This window comes from Chromobacterium haemolyticum (assembly GCF_009936155.1).
In the GTDB taxonomy this organism is placed as follows: Bacteria; Pseudomonadota; Gammaproteobacteria; order Burkholderiales; family Chromobacteriaceae; genus Chromobacterium; species Chromobacterium haemolyticum.
On the sequence record NZ_AP019312.1, the window covers coordinates 994,107 to 1,008,480 of the forward strand.

Here is a 14,374-nt window from a genome sequence, read left to right on the forward strand (position 1 = left end):
GTGGTGCATGGGCATTTCTTAAGGAGTTTTCAACATAGTATCGCCGCAGCGCGGCAGATTACGAACAGGCTTAGAGGAGGTGTGATGGGAGCATTAATGGACTCCGCGTCGCCGGCCGGTTGGCAATGGAGGCGCGAAAGCGGAGAACAAGACCTGCCTATGGCCGAGCTGTTGAGCAGGCAACTGGAGCGCGAGCCGGGCAGCCTGCCGCTGGCTGCCCGGCTGCTGGGCCTGGCCGCTCTGAGCGAGGCTCAGGTAGGAGAGGCGGCTGCGCGCTTCGATCTGCTGCCTCTGGCTGAGGCCCTGTCTTGTCGGGCGGCGCCGCTGGAGTGGCGGGGCGGGCTGTATCTGGTGATGGCCGAGCCGCTGCGGCTGGATCTGCGACTGCGTTTACAAAACCGGCTGTTGGGCGGCGAGCAGCGCTTCGCTATCTGTTTACCAGGCGTGGTCGACGCCTGGCTGAAGCAGGCGGAGGCCCGCGAGCGGGTGATGGACGGCGCGGAAGTGGACTTGGCCGAGGACAGCCTGGCCAAAGCGGTGGAGTCGATCTCGCTGACCAGCCTGGCCAAGGATGAAAGTCCGGTGATTCGTCTGGTTAACATGACCCTGTACGACGCCTTGCAAAGCCGCGCCAGCGACATCCACCTGGAATCGCGCGACGACGGGCTGCAAATCCGCTACCGCATCGACGGCGTGATGCAGTCCATACGTCAGGTGCCGGGACAGTTGGCGGCCAGCCAGACCATGTCGCGGCTGAAAGTGCTGTCCAGCCTGGACATTGCGGAAAAGCGCGTGCCGCAGGACGGCCGCTTCAAGGTGGCGTTGCAAGGCCGCGAGGTGGATTTCCGCGTCTCCATCATGCCGGGCGCCCACGGAGAAAACGCCGTATTGCGCCTGTTGGACAAATCCCAACGAGGCGACAGCCTGAACTTGGACAGCTTGGGCTTTCACGGAGAGACCGCGCGCCGCGTGCGCGCGCTGGCGCAACTGCCCTACGGCCTGACCTTGATCACCGGACCCACAGGCAGCGGCAAATCCACCACCTTGTACGGCGCGCTGGCGGAGATCAACACCGGCGAGGAAAAAATCATCACCATCGAAGATCCGGTGGAGTACGAAATGGCCGGCATTCTGCAAATTCCGGTGAACGAGAAAAAAGGTCTGACCTTCGCCCGCGGTCTCCGCTCCATCCTGCGTCATGATCCGGACACCATTCTGGTGGGCGAAATCCGCGACGCCGAAACCGCCGCCATCGCTGTGCAGTCGGCGCTGACCGGCCACCGCGTGCTGTCCTCGGTACACGCCAACGACGCCTTTAGCGTGATAGACCGCTTCCTCTACATGGGTGTGGAGGCGGCCACTTTTCTGGAAGCGCTCAACGGCGTGGTATCGCAGCGCCTAGTGCGCCGGCTTTGCGTCGCTTGCGCCGGCGCGGGGTGCGACCACTGTCGCGGCGGCGGCTTCCACGGCCGCATTGCGCTGGCGGAAGTGCTGCGTCTGGATAGCCGGATGAAAGACGCGCTGCTGGAGCGCTCGCCGCAGAAGCGCCAACAGGCGCTGGCGCAATGCGCCGACTATCAATCGCTGCGCGACGCCGCCCGGGAGGCGGTAGCGCGCGGACTCACCACCTATCAGGAGGTCAGCCGTGCCGTGGCCATGGAATGACAGAATCGTATTGATCGACGCCGAACTGGCCACCCTGCTGCCGCCAGGCGACATCCCGGGCCAGCCGTGGCGCTGTCGTCATCACGGCAAGCCGGCCGAGGCGCTGGCCATGTTGCTAGGCGGCGTCAAGCGCCGACGGCCGGCTTGGCGCAACCGCGTGCAAGTGCTGTTGGGATATCCGTGGGCGCATAGTCAGCTCTTGCCGTGGCAGGACGGTCTGCCCGGACAGCGCGGCCAGTGGCGGGCCTACGCGCAGGGGCTGCTGCGCGAACGCGGCGTAGCGGGGGAACTGGACATTCGCCTGGCGCCGGCGGCTTACGGCGCGGCGCGGCTGGCCTTCGCCGCCCAGCTTCCGCTAGTGGCCGGCTTGCGCGCCGCCGCGCGGGAGGCCGGCTGGCGGCTGGCCGGCTGCCGCGACTTGCTGTCCTCCTGCCTGCAACACCATTCGCGCGCGCCGGCCTCGGGCGGGCTGGTATTGGCCGAGGCTGGCGCCGTCACCTGCTTGTGGCGGGGCGAGCGCGGTTGGGAAGAACTGCTCACCCTGGCGCTGGCGCCGGGACAGTGCGCGGCCGAAGGCGTGGCGGCGGCAGAGGCCTTGTGCGGCCGCGAGCCCGGCGGCGACTACGACTGGTGCGCGACCCAAGGTCCGACGCAGCAGCCGCTGGCGGCGCGAGCGCGCTGGCTGGGTTTTCCCCACCCTCTTCTTGCTAGCCAGCCATGCGCCGCTTGAATGCCCGCGGCCTGGACTTTAGCCGCCCCGAGGCGAGCGCGCCGCTGGCCGGCGTCGCCGCCATTGTCTTGCTGACGCTGTTGGCGGCGCTGGGCTGGCGGCAATGGGAGTTGGAGCTGCTGGCAGAGGACACCGCTGCCTGGGAGCAGCGGCGGGAGCAACAACGTTTCTTGCGCGAGCGCGAACAGCGTCGCGACCAGGCCGCCTCGCCGGAAGCGCGCAAGGCGCAGGCCTTGCTGCAGGCCCAAGGCGACGATCAAACCCGGCTGCGCCCGGCGCTGCTGAGGGCGATCGAACAAGCCTGGTCGCCGCGCTTGGGTATTTTGTCGCTGCATCTTGAAGGCGCTGGCAAACAAGCCAGGCTGGAGCTGGCCGCGGCGGAGCTGCGGGAAGTGTTCCATTTCGTCGAACGGTTGAATCTGCCGTCCGGCCAGGGCCAGGCGCAGCTGCTGCGGCACGGGCTCAAGCCCGGCGATCCGAACCAGGCGGTGCTGGCCACGGTGCAGGTGGTCTTGCGATGAGGGCCTGGATGCAAAGCGCTGGACGTTGGCTTGTGGCTTTCAAACGCGGCGCCCGGCCCGTCGGCGGCGGACGGCAATGGCGCGCCAGGCTGCGTTGGCAACGGCAAACGCTGGCTTGCCGGCTGGGACGCGGCGGCCGGTTGTCGCTGGCGGCCTCCGGTCTGCTGCTGGTTTACGGCGCGCTGGTGCAAGAGGCGCAAGATACGGATTTGCAACAGCGCCGTCAGCAATTGAGCGCCCCGTTGCGCGCGCAGCAGGCGACGACGGCGGGGCGAGAGCGGCAATGGCAGGCCCAATTGCGGCTGGCGCTGGTTCCGCGCAAGCTGGCCTTGCTGGAGCAACTGCGACAGTCCGGTCTGAGCGTGTCCGAGGCCAGCTACCGGGAGGAAGTGGAGGCGGGCGGCGCTTTGCGCCGCGTCTCGGTGGAGCTGAGCGCCAGCGGACGTTATCCGGATTTGATGGCGGCCTTGGGCGAGTTGGCCGCGCAGCCGCTGTTGAGGCTGGAAGCGCTGACGCTGGAGCGGCCGCACACCGACACCGAGGCCTTGAGCATGCGCATGCGATTCAGCCTGCTGGGAGCAGGGCGATGAGGCGGGGCGCGCATTGGCTGGGCGGCCTCGCGCTGGCTTGTGCGACGCTGGCGCTGGCGCAAGGGCCGCAGGCCGGCGGCGTCAACCTGTTTCCAATTCAGAACTGGGCGTCTCTGCGCGAGGAGACCAAGCCCGTCGTCCCGCCGGCGGACGCCGCGCCGGAGCTGGCCGCTCCCTTGCCGGAGGCTCCGTCTGAAGCCGCGCCGGCGCCGTTCAGCGCCGTCGGCGAATGGCGGCAGGACGGCCAGCGCGTGGTGGTGTTGGAGGGGCTTGGGCGCAGTTTCCTGCTATGCGCTGGCTGCAGGATGCCCAAGGCCTTGCAGCCGGGCGCAAAGCTGGCGGAGCAATACACATTCAAGGCTGTGGAGGCGGAGCGCGTGCTGCTGCTGGACACCGAAGGGCGAGAGCATTCGATTCCGCTGCATCCATTGGCTAACTGAGGCGTCATTGTCACCGCGACGACGCCGTTTTCACTAGGCACCAGGCATCATGAGACATTGCAAACCCACACTGCTGGCCCTCGCCCTCGGATTGACGCTGGGCGGATGCGCGCTGCCCGGGCCGGTCAAGAAAATCTTCGATCCGGCTTCCCAGCCCGGCGCAGAAGAACAATTGCGCGCTGCCGAAACCGCCTTGCGGCGGAAGCCCGACGATGTCGAGCGCCGCAAAAACGTTGTGGTCAAGAGCGCGGCGTTGGCGGAGGAGGCTCTGCGGACGGCCAAGGCCAGGATGGACACCGGCGACGACGCGGCCGCGCTGGCGGAAGTGAGCCGCTTGCTGGCGCTGGCGCCGGAGCATATGCGCGCCCAGCAGTTGAAACGGCAACTGGAGCGCCGGCTGCGGTTGAAGCTGGAGCTGGACGCCGCCGCCGAGATCGGTGCGCAGCGTCCGCGCGAGGCGCTGGAACGGCTGGGCCGCATCTTGCAGGAACAGCCCGACTACCCGCAAGCGCAAGCGCTGCGCGATGAACTGCAAAATCAGGAAGCCGGCCGCCGTGACGCGCGCCCCAGCCTGGCCGAAGCCCTGCGACAGCCGGTGACGCTGAACTTCAAGATACAGCCGATTTCCAGCATCTTCGACGCGATTTCCCAACTGGCCGGCATCGACTTCGTGTTCGACCCGGAAGTGCCCATCGCCGCCCCCGCCAGCATCGTAGCCAGTCAGACCACGGCGGAAGATGCCATCAATCTGCTGTTGCGCACCCATCAGCTGGAAAAGAAAGTGCTTAGCCAGCACAGCATGCTGATCTACTCTGCGCGATCGGAAAAAGCCAAGGAATATCAGGAGCTGCTCACCCGCGCCTTCTACCTGAGTCAGGCCAACGCCAGCCATGTGCTGGCCGCGCTGCGCCAGATCAGCTCGCCCAAGAACGTCCACCTGGACGAGCGCACCAATGCGGTGATCGTGCGGGATACGCCGGAAGTGATGGCGGTGATCGAACGGCTGGTGGCCAGCCTGGACATCGCTCAGTCCGAAGTGACCATGGATGTGCAAGTACTGGAGGTGAACACCAACGACGTGCTCGACGTCGGCGTCGACTATCCGGCGGAGCTGCGTTTTTCGGTGCTGCCGAAAGAGGGCTCGGACAAGGTGACGGTGGGAGACCTGCTGGGCCTGAACCGCGACGGCATCGGCGTAGGAGGCAGCAATGGCGGGGACCTGGGCGCGGCGATCAAACTTCTGCAAAGACAGGGGAAGACCAAGGTGCTGGCCAACCCCAAGATCCGTGTGCGTAATATGGAAAAGGCCAGCATCAAGATAGGGGAGAAAGTGCCGGTGGTTACCACCACCAACGCCAACGGCGTGGTGACGGAGTCGGTCAACTATCAGGATGTCGGCCTGATCCTGCAAGTGGAACCGCGGATCAGCCTCAGCAATGAAGTCAGCGTCAAGGTCAATATGGAGGTCAGCAATCTCAAGGGCGAAGTCAAGACCGCCGGCGGCGGCACCGTCTATCCGATGAGCACCCGCAACGCCGAAACCGTGATGACCGCGCGAGATGGCGAAACCCAGGTGCTGGCCGGCCTGATCAAACAGCAGTACGACCGTGGCAGCAGCGGCCTGCCCGGTCTCAGCACCCTGGGTTGGCTGGGCAGCTTGTTCGGCAGCCAGAAGCGGAGCGCGGAAAACACCGAGCTCATTTTGCTGCTGACTCCGCGCATCGAGCGGGCGCTGGACCTGCCGGCGGCCTCCAACAGCTACTTCCATTCCGGCACAGAGGGGCGAATGACACTGGAGCGTCTGACTACCGAAGCGGCCAGGCCGGTCGTTCCCGCCAATGCCGCCGCGCCGGCGCTGGACAGCCCGCTGGCCGCGCCCTGAGGTGCTTATGTCGCGTCAAACCGGTTTCACTCTGATCGAGATGCTGGCCGCGCTCACCCTGATGGCGTTGCTGCTGGGAGCCAGTCTCCCGCTGAGCGAACTGAGCAGACGGCGCGCGCAGGAAGCGGAGCTTAGACACAGCCTGCGGCAGATCCGCAATGCCATCGACGCCTACCGCCAAGCGGTGACTGACAAGAAGATAGAGGTTTCGCCGGATCGCAGCGGCTACCCGCCCAGCCTCGCCAGCCTGGTCGACGGGGTGACGGACAAGAGCGACCCCAACGGCGGCAAGCTCTACTTCCTGAGGCGGCTGCCGGCGGATCCGATGTGCGAAGGCTGCGCGGGCGCGGACCCGGCGGCCAGTTGGGAGACGCGCAGCTACGCCAGCTCGGCCGAGGCGTTCTCCTCCGGCGGCGACGTATACGACATCCGTTCCAAAAGCCTCAGAAAGGGCATCAATGGCGTACCCTACCAACAATGGTAAGCCGGCGCGCGGCTTCACCCTGATTGAATTGCTGGTGGTCATGAGTATCATCGGCGCGCTGATGGCCCTGGTTGGCCCCAGCTACTTCAAGCATAACGATCGCGCCCGCGAAACCGTGCTGCGCCACAATCTGGCCGCGCTGCGCCAGGCGATAGACGACTACCGCGCCGACCACGGCGCCAATCCGTCCGCCTTGCAGGATCTGGTGGGCGGCCGCTATCTGCGCGAGTTGCCGCTCGATCCCGTTGCCGGCCGGCGCGACGGCTGGCAAACCAAGCCGGCGGAGGAGGGGGGCGTTGGCGACGTGGCCAGCGGCGCGCCTGGCGTAGGCCTGGACGGCAGCAGCTATGGCAGTTGGTAAGCAGCGCGGGCTGGCCTACCTGGGGGTGCTGGCGCTGTCGCTGGCCATGGGCGTCGCCCTCAGCGCGGCGGCCAGCGCCTGGAGCCGGCAACTGCAACGCGACAAAGAAGAAGAGCTGCTGCATATCGGCCTGCAATTGCAGCGCGCCATCGCCGCCTACCATCGTTCCGGCCCCGCGCCGGCCTATCCCAAGTCCCTGGAAGCCCTGCTCAAGGACGAGCGCTTGCCCTTTACCCGCCGCTACCTGCGCCGGCTCTATGCCGATCCGCTGACGGGCAAGCCGGAATGGGGGCTGATCAAGGGCGCGGACGGCGGCATCGTGGGCGTGCATAGCCTGGCGGAGGGCCGGCCGCTGAAACAGCGGGGCTTCGCCGCGGAGCTGGGCGATTTCGCCGACAAGGGCAGCTACCGGCAATGGGTGTTTTTGGCGCCAACCGCGCTGTGAGGCTGATGCAGGGGATATTTATTGCTTTGGAATGATTTTTTGTTTGTTTTGATCCTAATGAGGATGGATTAATTAAGGGCTTATTGAGAAAGTTAAGAGTAATCCTATATCTTCCCTAGTCATCCTTCCGTAAGAATCACCTTCTTTTGCGATTTGCGGCGGCCTCCTGTCTATAGCTTTGGAATTCGCGAGCGCACAGAGGCACTGGTGCTCTCCGTTGCCGCTTCTACCGTGAATCCGCCTCATTTAACCGAAACACATATTATGATTGTCGCAATTTTAGAAGACTGCCCGCTCCAATCCAGCAGCATCGTCAGGTTGTTGGAGCAGCATGGCCATCAGCCCATCACCTGCGCCGATGGAGACCAATTCGTCGCTCAATTTCGGCAACAGCGCTGCGACGCGATGCTGCTGGATTGGGGGGTGCCGGGCCGGGACGGAGTGGAGGTGCTCAAGTGGGCGCGCGCCAAGTTGCCGCAAGCGCTGCCCATTCTGATGGTGACCCAGCGCGACGACGAAGAAGACATCGTGCTGGCCTTGGAGCACGGCGCCGACGATTACCTGCAAAAGCCGATTCGCGAGCGGGAACTGCTGGCGCGGTTGAACGCCCAGTTCCGCAAGCAGCAGCGGCTGGGTGATCCGGAGGCCTCGTTCGAGGTGGACGGCTACACTTTCAACCCGGAGGCGCGCAGCATCAGTTTTCCCGGCGGCAAAGCCACGCTGCCGGCGCGAGAATTCGTTTTGGCCACGCTGTTGTTCCGCAACCTGGGCCGCATTCTGACCAAGGACTTCCTCAGTCAGCGCATCTGGGGCCAGCCGGACCGCAAATACGACGCCAGCCTGGCCACTTATGTCAGCAATCTGCGCTCGGCGCTGGGTTTGAGACCGCGCAACGGCGTGGTGATCTCCACCGTGTACAACTACGGCTACCGGCTGGAGAGAGTCTGAGCTGTTCATAATCCGTGGCGCATCGGGGGACGCCGCGCGTGATGAACGTCGTCTTCTGAATGCGCGCCTGTCGTATGCCCGCTTCGCGTCTTCAGCCGGTGCTGTCTTGCCCCGCTTGCCCGGTGGATTTTAAACAAGTTCAGAGTCTGGCGTCGGAAGTTCGATCCCCTGCGTTCTCATTCCGCGTTTTGGATGTCTTATGAAATGGTTTTGCCAAGCGCTTCGGCGCGTGCGTCGGCATGATGTGCGCTTCCTGATCGCTTTCGTCCTGTTGGCGGTGGTGTTTGCCATCCCCAATCAGGATGCCCTGTTCCATTCGCTGGACCGCTTGTATTTCGAACTGCTCTCCACACTGCAAACCGAAGACGATGAACACGATGTCGTGCTCGTCAACGTCGACCAGGCCACGGTCCAGGCGTTGGGGCGCGAAGAGGTCAACGGCAATGTGCTCTATGCCTCTTTGCTCGAGCGCCTGAGCCAGGCGGACAGCGTGGCGCTGAATATGAACCTGATGTCGCGCCGAGACGAAGGCATGCTGGCGAACGCCATTCGGCGTCATGGCCGCGTAGTGCTGGCTTTGCCGGCCGAATTCCAGCAAGGGGAGGGGAGAGACGGCCCCGGACCCTCAGCCGTGTACGCCGCTGCGGCTGGGCAAGGACATCGCGAGCTGCTGATTGGCGACCGCAGCGTGGTCACCGGCATCGTGCCTTACAAGCTGCATGGGGAGAAACTCGCCCCGCATATGGTGATGGAGGCTATCCGCGTCGCCGGCTATGAGCTGCCGCCGCGGGAAAATACCTGGTGTTTTGCCGCGCTGTGGCGGCGCTGCACGCCGCAAGCCGACGGCTGGCTGCTGGTGCTGCCTGCTCAGCACCATATTCAGCAGTATTCGATGTTGGATGTGTTGACCGGCGCGGTGCCGCGGCAGGCGTTTCACAATAAGATCGTTTTTGTGGGGCACCTGGCGCTGGACCCGTTTAAGGGGCTGCGCGCCAACCGTTATCCACTGGATCGAGAAGGTCACACCCGCAGCCAGATTCTGGCCTTGCAAACCCAAACCCTGATGAATCACGGCCCGGTTGCCATGTTGGCCGCTCCGTATAAGCTATTGGTCAACTTCGGCATTATGTTCGTCCTGTTGCTGATCTGCCTGTTGACGCCGCCGGCGCGCATGCATGTCCGCGCCTGTTTGTGGCTGGGAGGCTGTTGGCTGGTGTCCACCTTGCTACTGCTGCAGAGCCAGGTTTGGATTCCTGTGAGCTCGCCTTTGATCGGAGGTCTGCTGATCTACGCCGGCTGCGCTTGGCGCTGGCAGACAAAGACCCATCTATTGTTACGGCAGGAAATGGCTGCGATGCAACTGAGCTTGCGCGAGGCCGGCATGAATCTGCCGCTACGCGCCCAGGTGACCGAAGCCGGCGCTGATGAAATAGAGCGCTTGATGCGGCAGATGCGCGCCTGGCAAAACTCTTACGCCAGCGTGCTCAATATGTTGCCTTACCCCATTTTCTTTGAACAGGGCGGCAAAATCATTCTCAGCAACCAGGCGGCGCGCAAGCTGCTGTGCGAGCACGGCGCCTCGGATAAAGCTGAAGCCTGGGTGCTGGATCTGGCCGCGCCGGCCCGCGAGAAGGCGCTCCGCAGCGGCGGTATCGGCGTGGAAGAGGTGCGTAGCGGCCAGGGCGAGCACTTGTTGTTGGTCACGCCTTGTCATGAACTGTGCGACGGACTGTCCAGCAGCCTGATCAGTCTGGTAGACCTGCAAAACGTCAAGGCCAGCGTATCCGGCGACCGGCGCGTGCTGCGCCAGATGGCGCACGACCTGCGCAACCCGTTGACCACCATGCTGGCGATGATTGAACAGCGAGGCGGCGAGACCGGGCCGCGGCAGGATCAATTCTTCAACGATCTCCGTCGACAAGTGCATTACAGCCTGCGCGTGGCGCAGGATTTCATGCAACTCTCTAGGGCGGAACAACTCGATCCGTCCAGCTTTCTGCCAGTGGCGTTGACCGATCTGGCCGAAGACGCGATGGACCAGATCGAAGCCAGCGCCCGTCAAAAACGCATCACGCTGCATGGGCCGGAAACAGTGGAAGCGCTTTGGGTGCGAGGGCATTACGACATGCTGCTGCGCGCCGTGGTCAATGTACTGGACAACGCCGTCAAATACTCGCCGCCCAATAGCCATATCGTGGTGAGACTGGAACGATGGGGCGAGATGGCCGGCATCAGCGTGACGGACCAGGGCATAGGCATTCCCGAGCATGCGCTGCCCAGGCTGTTTGAACTGTTTTATCAAGTGGACGAAGGCCGCCGCGACGGGGCTGGTTTGGGCCTGCCCTTTGTCAAGGCGGTGATGCAAAGCCATGGCGGCAGGGTAGAGGTCAAATCTCAAAGCAGACTCGGAAGTGAGTTCCTGTTGCTGGCTCCAAAGATAGAGGCGGAGAAGGAGCTTGGAGCGTGCGGGTCTGCTTGAGCATCTCTTGAGATTGATTGGGGGAGCAGTAGGGGTTTGGAACAATGGTGCGGGCAGTGACGGCGCTGGGCGCTGTCCCGGCCTCTGAAGCCGTTCAATATCCTATCGCCGCTGCGCGGAAGGCCTAGAACGGACGCTGATGTACCCCACCCACCTTTATACAAGGAACACCATGTCCCAATCCCGCAAGGCCGGCAGTTTCGCTCTGCCCGCGCTGGCGTTGAGTCAGATCGCCGCTTCTCTGATGTTGCTGGCACCAGTCGCCGCCTCCGCCCATGGTTCGATGGAAGAGCCGATTAGCCGCATTAAATATTGCCACTCCGCGGATAATCCTGAATCCCCTCGAACACCGGGGTGCCAGGCCGTCAAGCAAGGCGGCGGCTCGCAAGCCATCTACGACTGGAATAGCGTGCTCCAAGGCAGCGCCCACGGCAATCACCAGCAAGTGGTGCCCAACGGCAAGCTGTGCGCTGGTGGCGCTAAAAAATTTGGCGGCCTGGATGCGGCCGTTGACTGGCCGGCCACCACCATCCAGCCGGGGCCGGACGGCAAATACACGATGACCTATCATCAGACAGCTCAGCATCAGACGGCCTATTTCAAATCCTATATCAGCAAGGATTCCTATGATTTCAAGCGTCCGCTGAAATGGGACGACCTGCAACTGATCGGCGACTCCGGCGCGGTGGCGCCTAGCGCCAAAACCAAGCTGGACGTCAAGATCCCAGCCGGCATGCAGGGTAAGCGGGTGATCTACAACGTATGGCAGCGCAGCGACAGCGGCGAAGCTTTCTACAGCTGCTCCGACGTTGACATCGTGGCCAACAACGTCGACTTCAAGCCACTGGGGCCGCTGGTGTCCAGGCCGTTCGACGCCAAGCTCGACACCACCATCACCCTGCGCATTTTCAATAAATTGCGCGGTACGGATCTTGAAAAGCATTCGATCAAGATCGCCGCCGGCCAAACTGCGGCCAATGATTGGACCTATGCTTTGGCCACTGAGGCCAACGCAAAATCCAGCGTGGTCAAAGTCGGCCAACTGGAAAACGGCAAAGTGGTGCCGGTTAAGAACGCTGCCGCCAACACCGTATTCGGCCTGGGCAAGGAGTACAGCTTCGCGCTGGAGCAATCGGACGAGGGCGGCAAGCCGCCGGTGGACGAGATTCCGCCGGGCAAAGTCACCGTTAGCGGCCCGGCCAGCGTCAACGGCGGCGCCAATGTCAGCCTGTCGGCCAAACCCGCTGCCGGCACCAATCTGAAATATCAGTGGACCGTGTCGCCCAGCATCGCCGGGCTGCCGCTGAACGCCGCTACCCTCAACTTCAAGGCGCCGACGCTGAAGCAAGACACCCGCTATACCTTCCAAGTCAAGGTCAGCAATGTGATGGGCAGCCAGAGCGCCAGCCACCAGTTGCTGGTCAAGGCCGACAATACCCCGCCGCCGGTTGAAGGCAGCTGGGACGCGGCCAAAACCTATGCCCAGCCCTGCGCCAAAGTGACATATGGCGGCAAGGAGTGGATGAACGGCTGGTGGACCAAGGGCACGGTTCCGGGGTCGGATGGAAAGTGGGGCGTATGGCGTGCGGCGGGCGCCGCTGAAATGCACGGCCAGTGCAAGGGCAAGTAATGCTCGGATGGCCATCCCTCCCAGCCTGAGTTCCAGCTGGGCGCAGGTGTAAGACCCGGTTTCGGGCTCTGCCCGGCAGGCATTGGCCTGTCGGGCTTTTGCCGCTGATCGCGGATATTGATTAAGAATTTCCCAAATTTAGCTTTTATTGAGAATGATTGGGTGCTGCGGTGGGGTTTGGAACAATGCGGGCAAGTCCTTTTTCGGCCGATGGCGGCCAAGAAGAGCGACAACCCAACCCTAGACTAAGGTTTTAGAAACATGACCGCACCTCGCACCGCCGGCAAGCTCGCACTGCCGGTGTTGGCTTTGAGCCAGATCGCCGCCTCCCTGATGGCCATTGTCCCGTCTACCTCCTCCGCCCATGGCTCCATGTCTTACCCGGTAAGCCGTGAAGTGGCTTGCAAGCTGGAGGGTGGACATTGGAACGGCTCCAGCAAATTCTCGGGCTGCAAGGCCGCGGCGAATGCTGTCGATGACTGGACCGCTAATGCCCAGGCTAAATCGGATGGCAACCATCAGCAGTTGGTGCCCAACGGCAAATTGTGCGGCGGCGGTAAAGCCGGCAGTTGGGCCCAGCTGGACAACCCCAAGCACAGCTGGCCGACGGCCACGGTGCTGACGCCGGGCGCGGATGGAAAAATGACTTTCCGCTACGCTCAGAGCGCTCCGCACTACACCAAGTATTTCGAGGTATTCATCAGCAAGGACAGCTACGATCCCTCCAAGCCGCTGACCTGGAACGATCTGGTGTCCATCGGCAAGGACCAACGCCGCGATAGGCCGGAGCTGACTGGCGATCTGGCCAGCCGTAAAGTCGGCTACACCGACATCGCGGTGACGCTGCCGGCCTGGGCTACCGGCAAGCGCGTGGTCTACACCGTATGGCAGCGCGCTCCGGACGACAACGACGAAGCCTTCTACTCCTGCTCCGATGTGGATGTGGCTTCGGCCAATGTTCAGTGGAAACATAGCGGCACAATCGACAAGAGCAAAACGGTGCTGAGCCCTGGCATGAAAGTGACCATGCGCGTGTTCGACCGCGCGCGCGGCAGCGATATTGGGCGTCATGAAATCACAGTGGCCGCTGGTCAGCAGCAGCCGGAAAAATGGGTGTACGCGCTGGCTCAGCAAGTGAATCAGGAGTCCCGCATCGTCAAGCTGGGCAAGCTGGTGAACAACGAGGTCAAGCCGCTGGAAAGCGCCACCGACAACGTGGTCTATGGCCTCAATAAGGCCTACAACTTCGAAATCGAAACCTCCATGGGCGAGATCAAGCCGCCGCCGGTGGATGAAATCGCGCCGGGCAAGGTCACGGTTACCGGCAAGACCGAAGCCAAGGCGGGCGAAGCCGTCAGCTTGAGCGCCCAGGCCGCCTCCGGCAGCAACTTGAAATACTTGTGGACCGTGTCGCCCAATATTGCTGGTCTGCCGCTGAACTCCGCCACCCTCAACTTCAAAGCGCCGACGCTGCAGCAGGACACCGCCTACAGCTTCAAGGTCAAGGTCAGCAACAGCAAAGGCGAGCAAACCGCCGCGCATGCGCTGACGGTCAAGGCCGACGACAGCGGCACCACGCCGCCGGTGGAGGGTAACTGGGATGCCGCCAAGACCTATGACAAGGTGTGCACCAAGGTGACCTACAACGGTAAGCAGTGGATGAACGGCTGGTGGACAAAGGGACTTGTACCGGGCTCGGATGGTCCGTGGGGGGCTTGGCGTGTGGTTGGCGCGCCGGAAATGCACCACCAGTGCAAAGGCAAGTAAGGCCTTGATGGCGACGGCTTGAGGCCGGTCGCCGTCGCAAACCCGCCCCGGTGGCCGCTAAGCTGCCGGGGCGGTGTTCATTGACGCGTCAGCGTAAACCTTCCGTCCATGCCACACCGCCTTGACCAACTGCTGGAATAAGGGGTGGAGCCGTGTGCCGGGGATGTTTTCCCTATACCGTCGTAGCGGTGGGGTTGACTGGCAAGGAATAAATTAATTATGCGGAGATGTTTAGCTTGGATGACGTGTATTCAAATAAATTCGTCCAAAGAATCTTCATGTTAATTTATTAAATATAAATTTAATTTTATTTGAAGTGAAATGGGATGGTCTTACGGTTTTTTGTAATTGCTTGTTTTTTTAGGAGTAATCCTATTCGTGGTTTGAACCGGAGAACGTAGACTGCGCCTGTCTTTATTCGCAGGCTCGACG

The 14,374-nt window shown here is 62.9% G+C and carries 13 protein-coding genes; all 13 read left to right on the forward strand.

Going from position 1 to position 14,374, the window contains the following annotated elements; all coding sequences use genetic code 11:
- Positions 1-84 precede the first annotated feature (84 nt).
- The 13 genes from GYH29_RS04495 to GYH29_RS04555 all read left to right on the forward strand — a co-directional run bounded on the left by GYH29_RS04495 (position 85) and on the right by GYH29_RS04555 (position 13,942).
- Positions 85-1,665: a GspE/PulE family protein gene (locus GYH29_RS04495; RefSeq protein ID WP_198001636.1), complete on the forward strand. Its 1,581-nt coding sequence runs from the start codon at positions 85-87 to the stop codon at positions 1,663-1,665.
- Positions 1,646-2,395, forward strand: a complete 750-nt coding sequence (locus GYH29_RS04500) for a hypothetical protein (protein WP_141113124.1) — start codon at positions 1,646-1,648, stop codon at positions 2,393-2,395. The genes GYH29_RS04495 and GYH29_RS04500 overlap by 20 nt, the downstream gene beginning before the upstream one ends.
- Positions 2,383-2,916 (forward strand): hypothetical protein, encoded by a 534-nt coding sequence (locus tag GYH29_RS04505; protein WP_019101940.1) that lies wholly within the window; start codon positions 2,383-2,385, stop codon positions 2,914-2,916. The genes GYH29_RS04500 and GYH29_RS04505 overlap by 13 nt, the downstream gene beginning before the upstream one ends.
- A gap of 32 nt (positions 2,917-2,948) precedes the next feature.
- Positions 2,949-3,506, forward strand: a complete 558-nt coding sequence (locus tag GYH29_RS04510) for a GspMb/PilO family protein (RefSeq protein ID WP_141113125.1) — start codon at positions 2,949-2,951, stop codon at positions 3,504-3,506.
- Positions 3,503-3,946: a hypothetical protein gene (locus GYH29_RS04515; RefSeq protein WP_019101942.1), complete on the forward strand. Its 444-nt coding sequence runs from the start codon at positions 3,503-3,505 to the stop codon at positions 3,944-3,946. The genes GYH29_RS04510 and GYH29_RS04515 overlap by 4 nt, the downstream gene beginning before the upstream one ends.
- 49 nt (positions 3,947-3,995) lie before the next feature.
- On the forward strand, positions 3,996-5,828 hold the full coding sequence (locus GYH29_RS04520) for a secretin N-terminal domain-containing protein (RefSeq protein ID WP_081574663.1): 1,833 nt from the start codon (positions 3,996-3,998) through the stop codon (positions 5,826-5,828).
- A gap of 7 nt (positions 5,829-5,835) precedes the next feature.
- Complete coding sequence (locus tag GYH29_RS04525) at positions 5,836-6,312, forward strand: type II secretion system protein (RefSeq protein ID WP_107731625.1); 477 nt, start codon at positions 5,836-5,838, stop codon at positions 6,310-6,312.
- Positions 6,287-6,673, forward strand: coding sequence for a type II secretion system protein (locus GYH29_RS04530; RefSeq protein ID WP_019101945.1), 387 nt, complete (start codon positions 6,287-6,289; stop codon positions 6,671-6,673). Before GYH29_RS04525 ends, GYH29_RS04530 begins: the two co-directional genes overlap by 26 nt.
- Entirely contained in the window at positions 6,660-7,118 is a 459-nt protein-coding gene (locus GYH29_RS04535; protein WP_019101946.1) for a hypothetical protein, read from the forward strand. The genes GYH29_RS04530 and GYH29_RS04535 overlap by 14 nt, the downstream gene beginning before the upstream one ends.
- Before the next feature lie 264 nt (positions 7,119-7,382).
- A complete protein-coding gene (locus GYH29_RS04540) occupies positions 7,383-8,066 on the forward strand; it encodes a response regulator transcription factor (RefSeq protein WP_019101947.1) in 684 nt (227 codons plus the stop codon).
- Positions 8,067-8,265: 199 nt separating this feature from the next.
- On the forward strand, positions 8,266-10,545 hold the full coding sequence (locus GYH29_RS04545; RefSeq protein ID WP_019101948.1) for an ATP-binding protein: 2,280 nt from the start codon (positions 8,266-8,268) through the stop codon (positions 10,543-10,545).
- 172 nt (positions 10,546-10,717) lie between these two features.
- Positions 10,718-12,175: a lytic polysaccharide monooxygenase gene (locus GYH29_RS04550; protein ID WP_161523224.1), complete on the forward strand. Its 1,458-nt coding sequence runs from the start codon at positions 10,718-10,720 to the stop codon at positions 12,173-12,175.
- A gap of 261 nt (positions 12,176-12,436) precedes the next feature.
- Positions 12,437-13,942, forward strand: a complete 1,506-nt coding sequence (locus GYH29_RS04555; RefSeq protein ID WP_161523225.1) for a lytic polysaccharide monooxygenase — start codon at positions 12,437-12,439, stop codon at positions 13,940-13,942.
- The last annotated feature ends 432 nt before the right edge of the window (positions 13,943-14,374 follow it).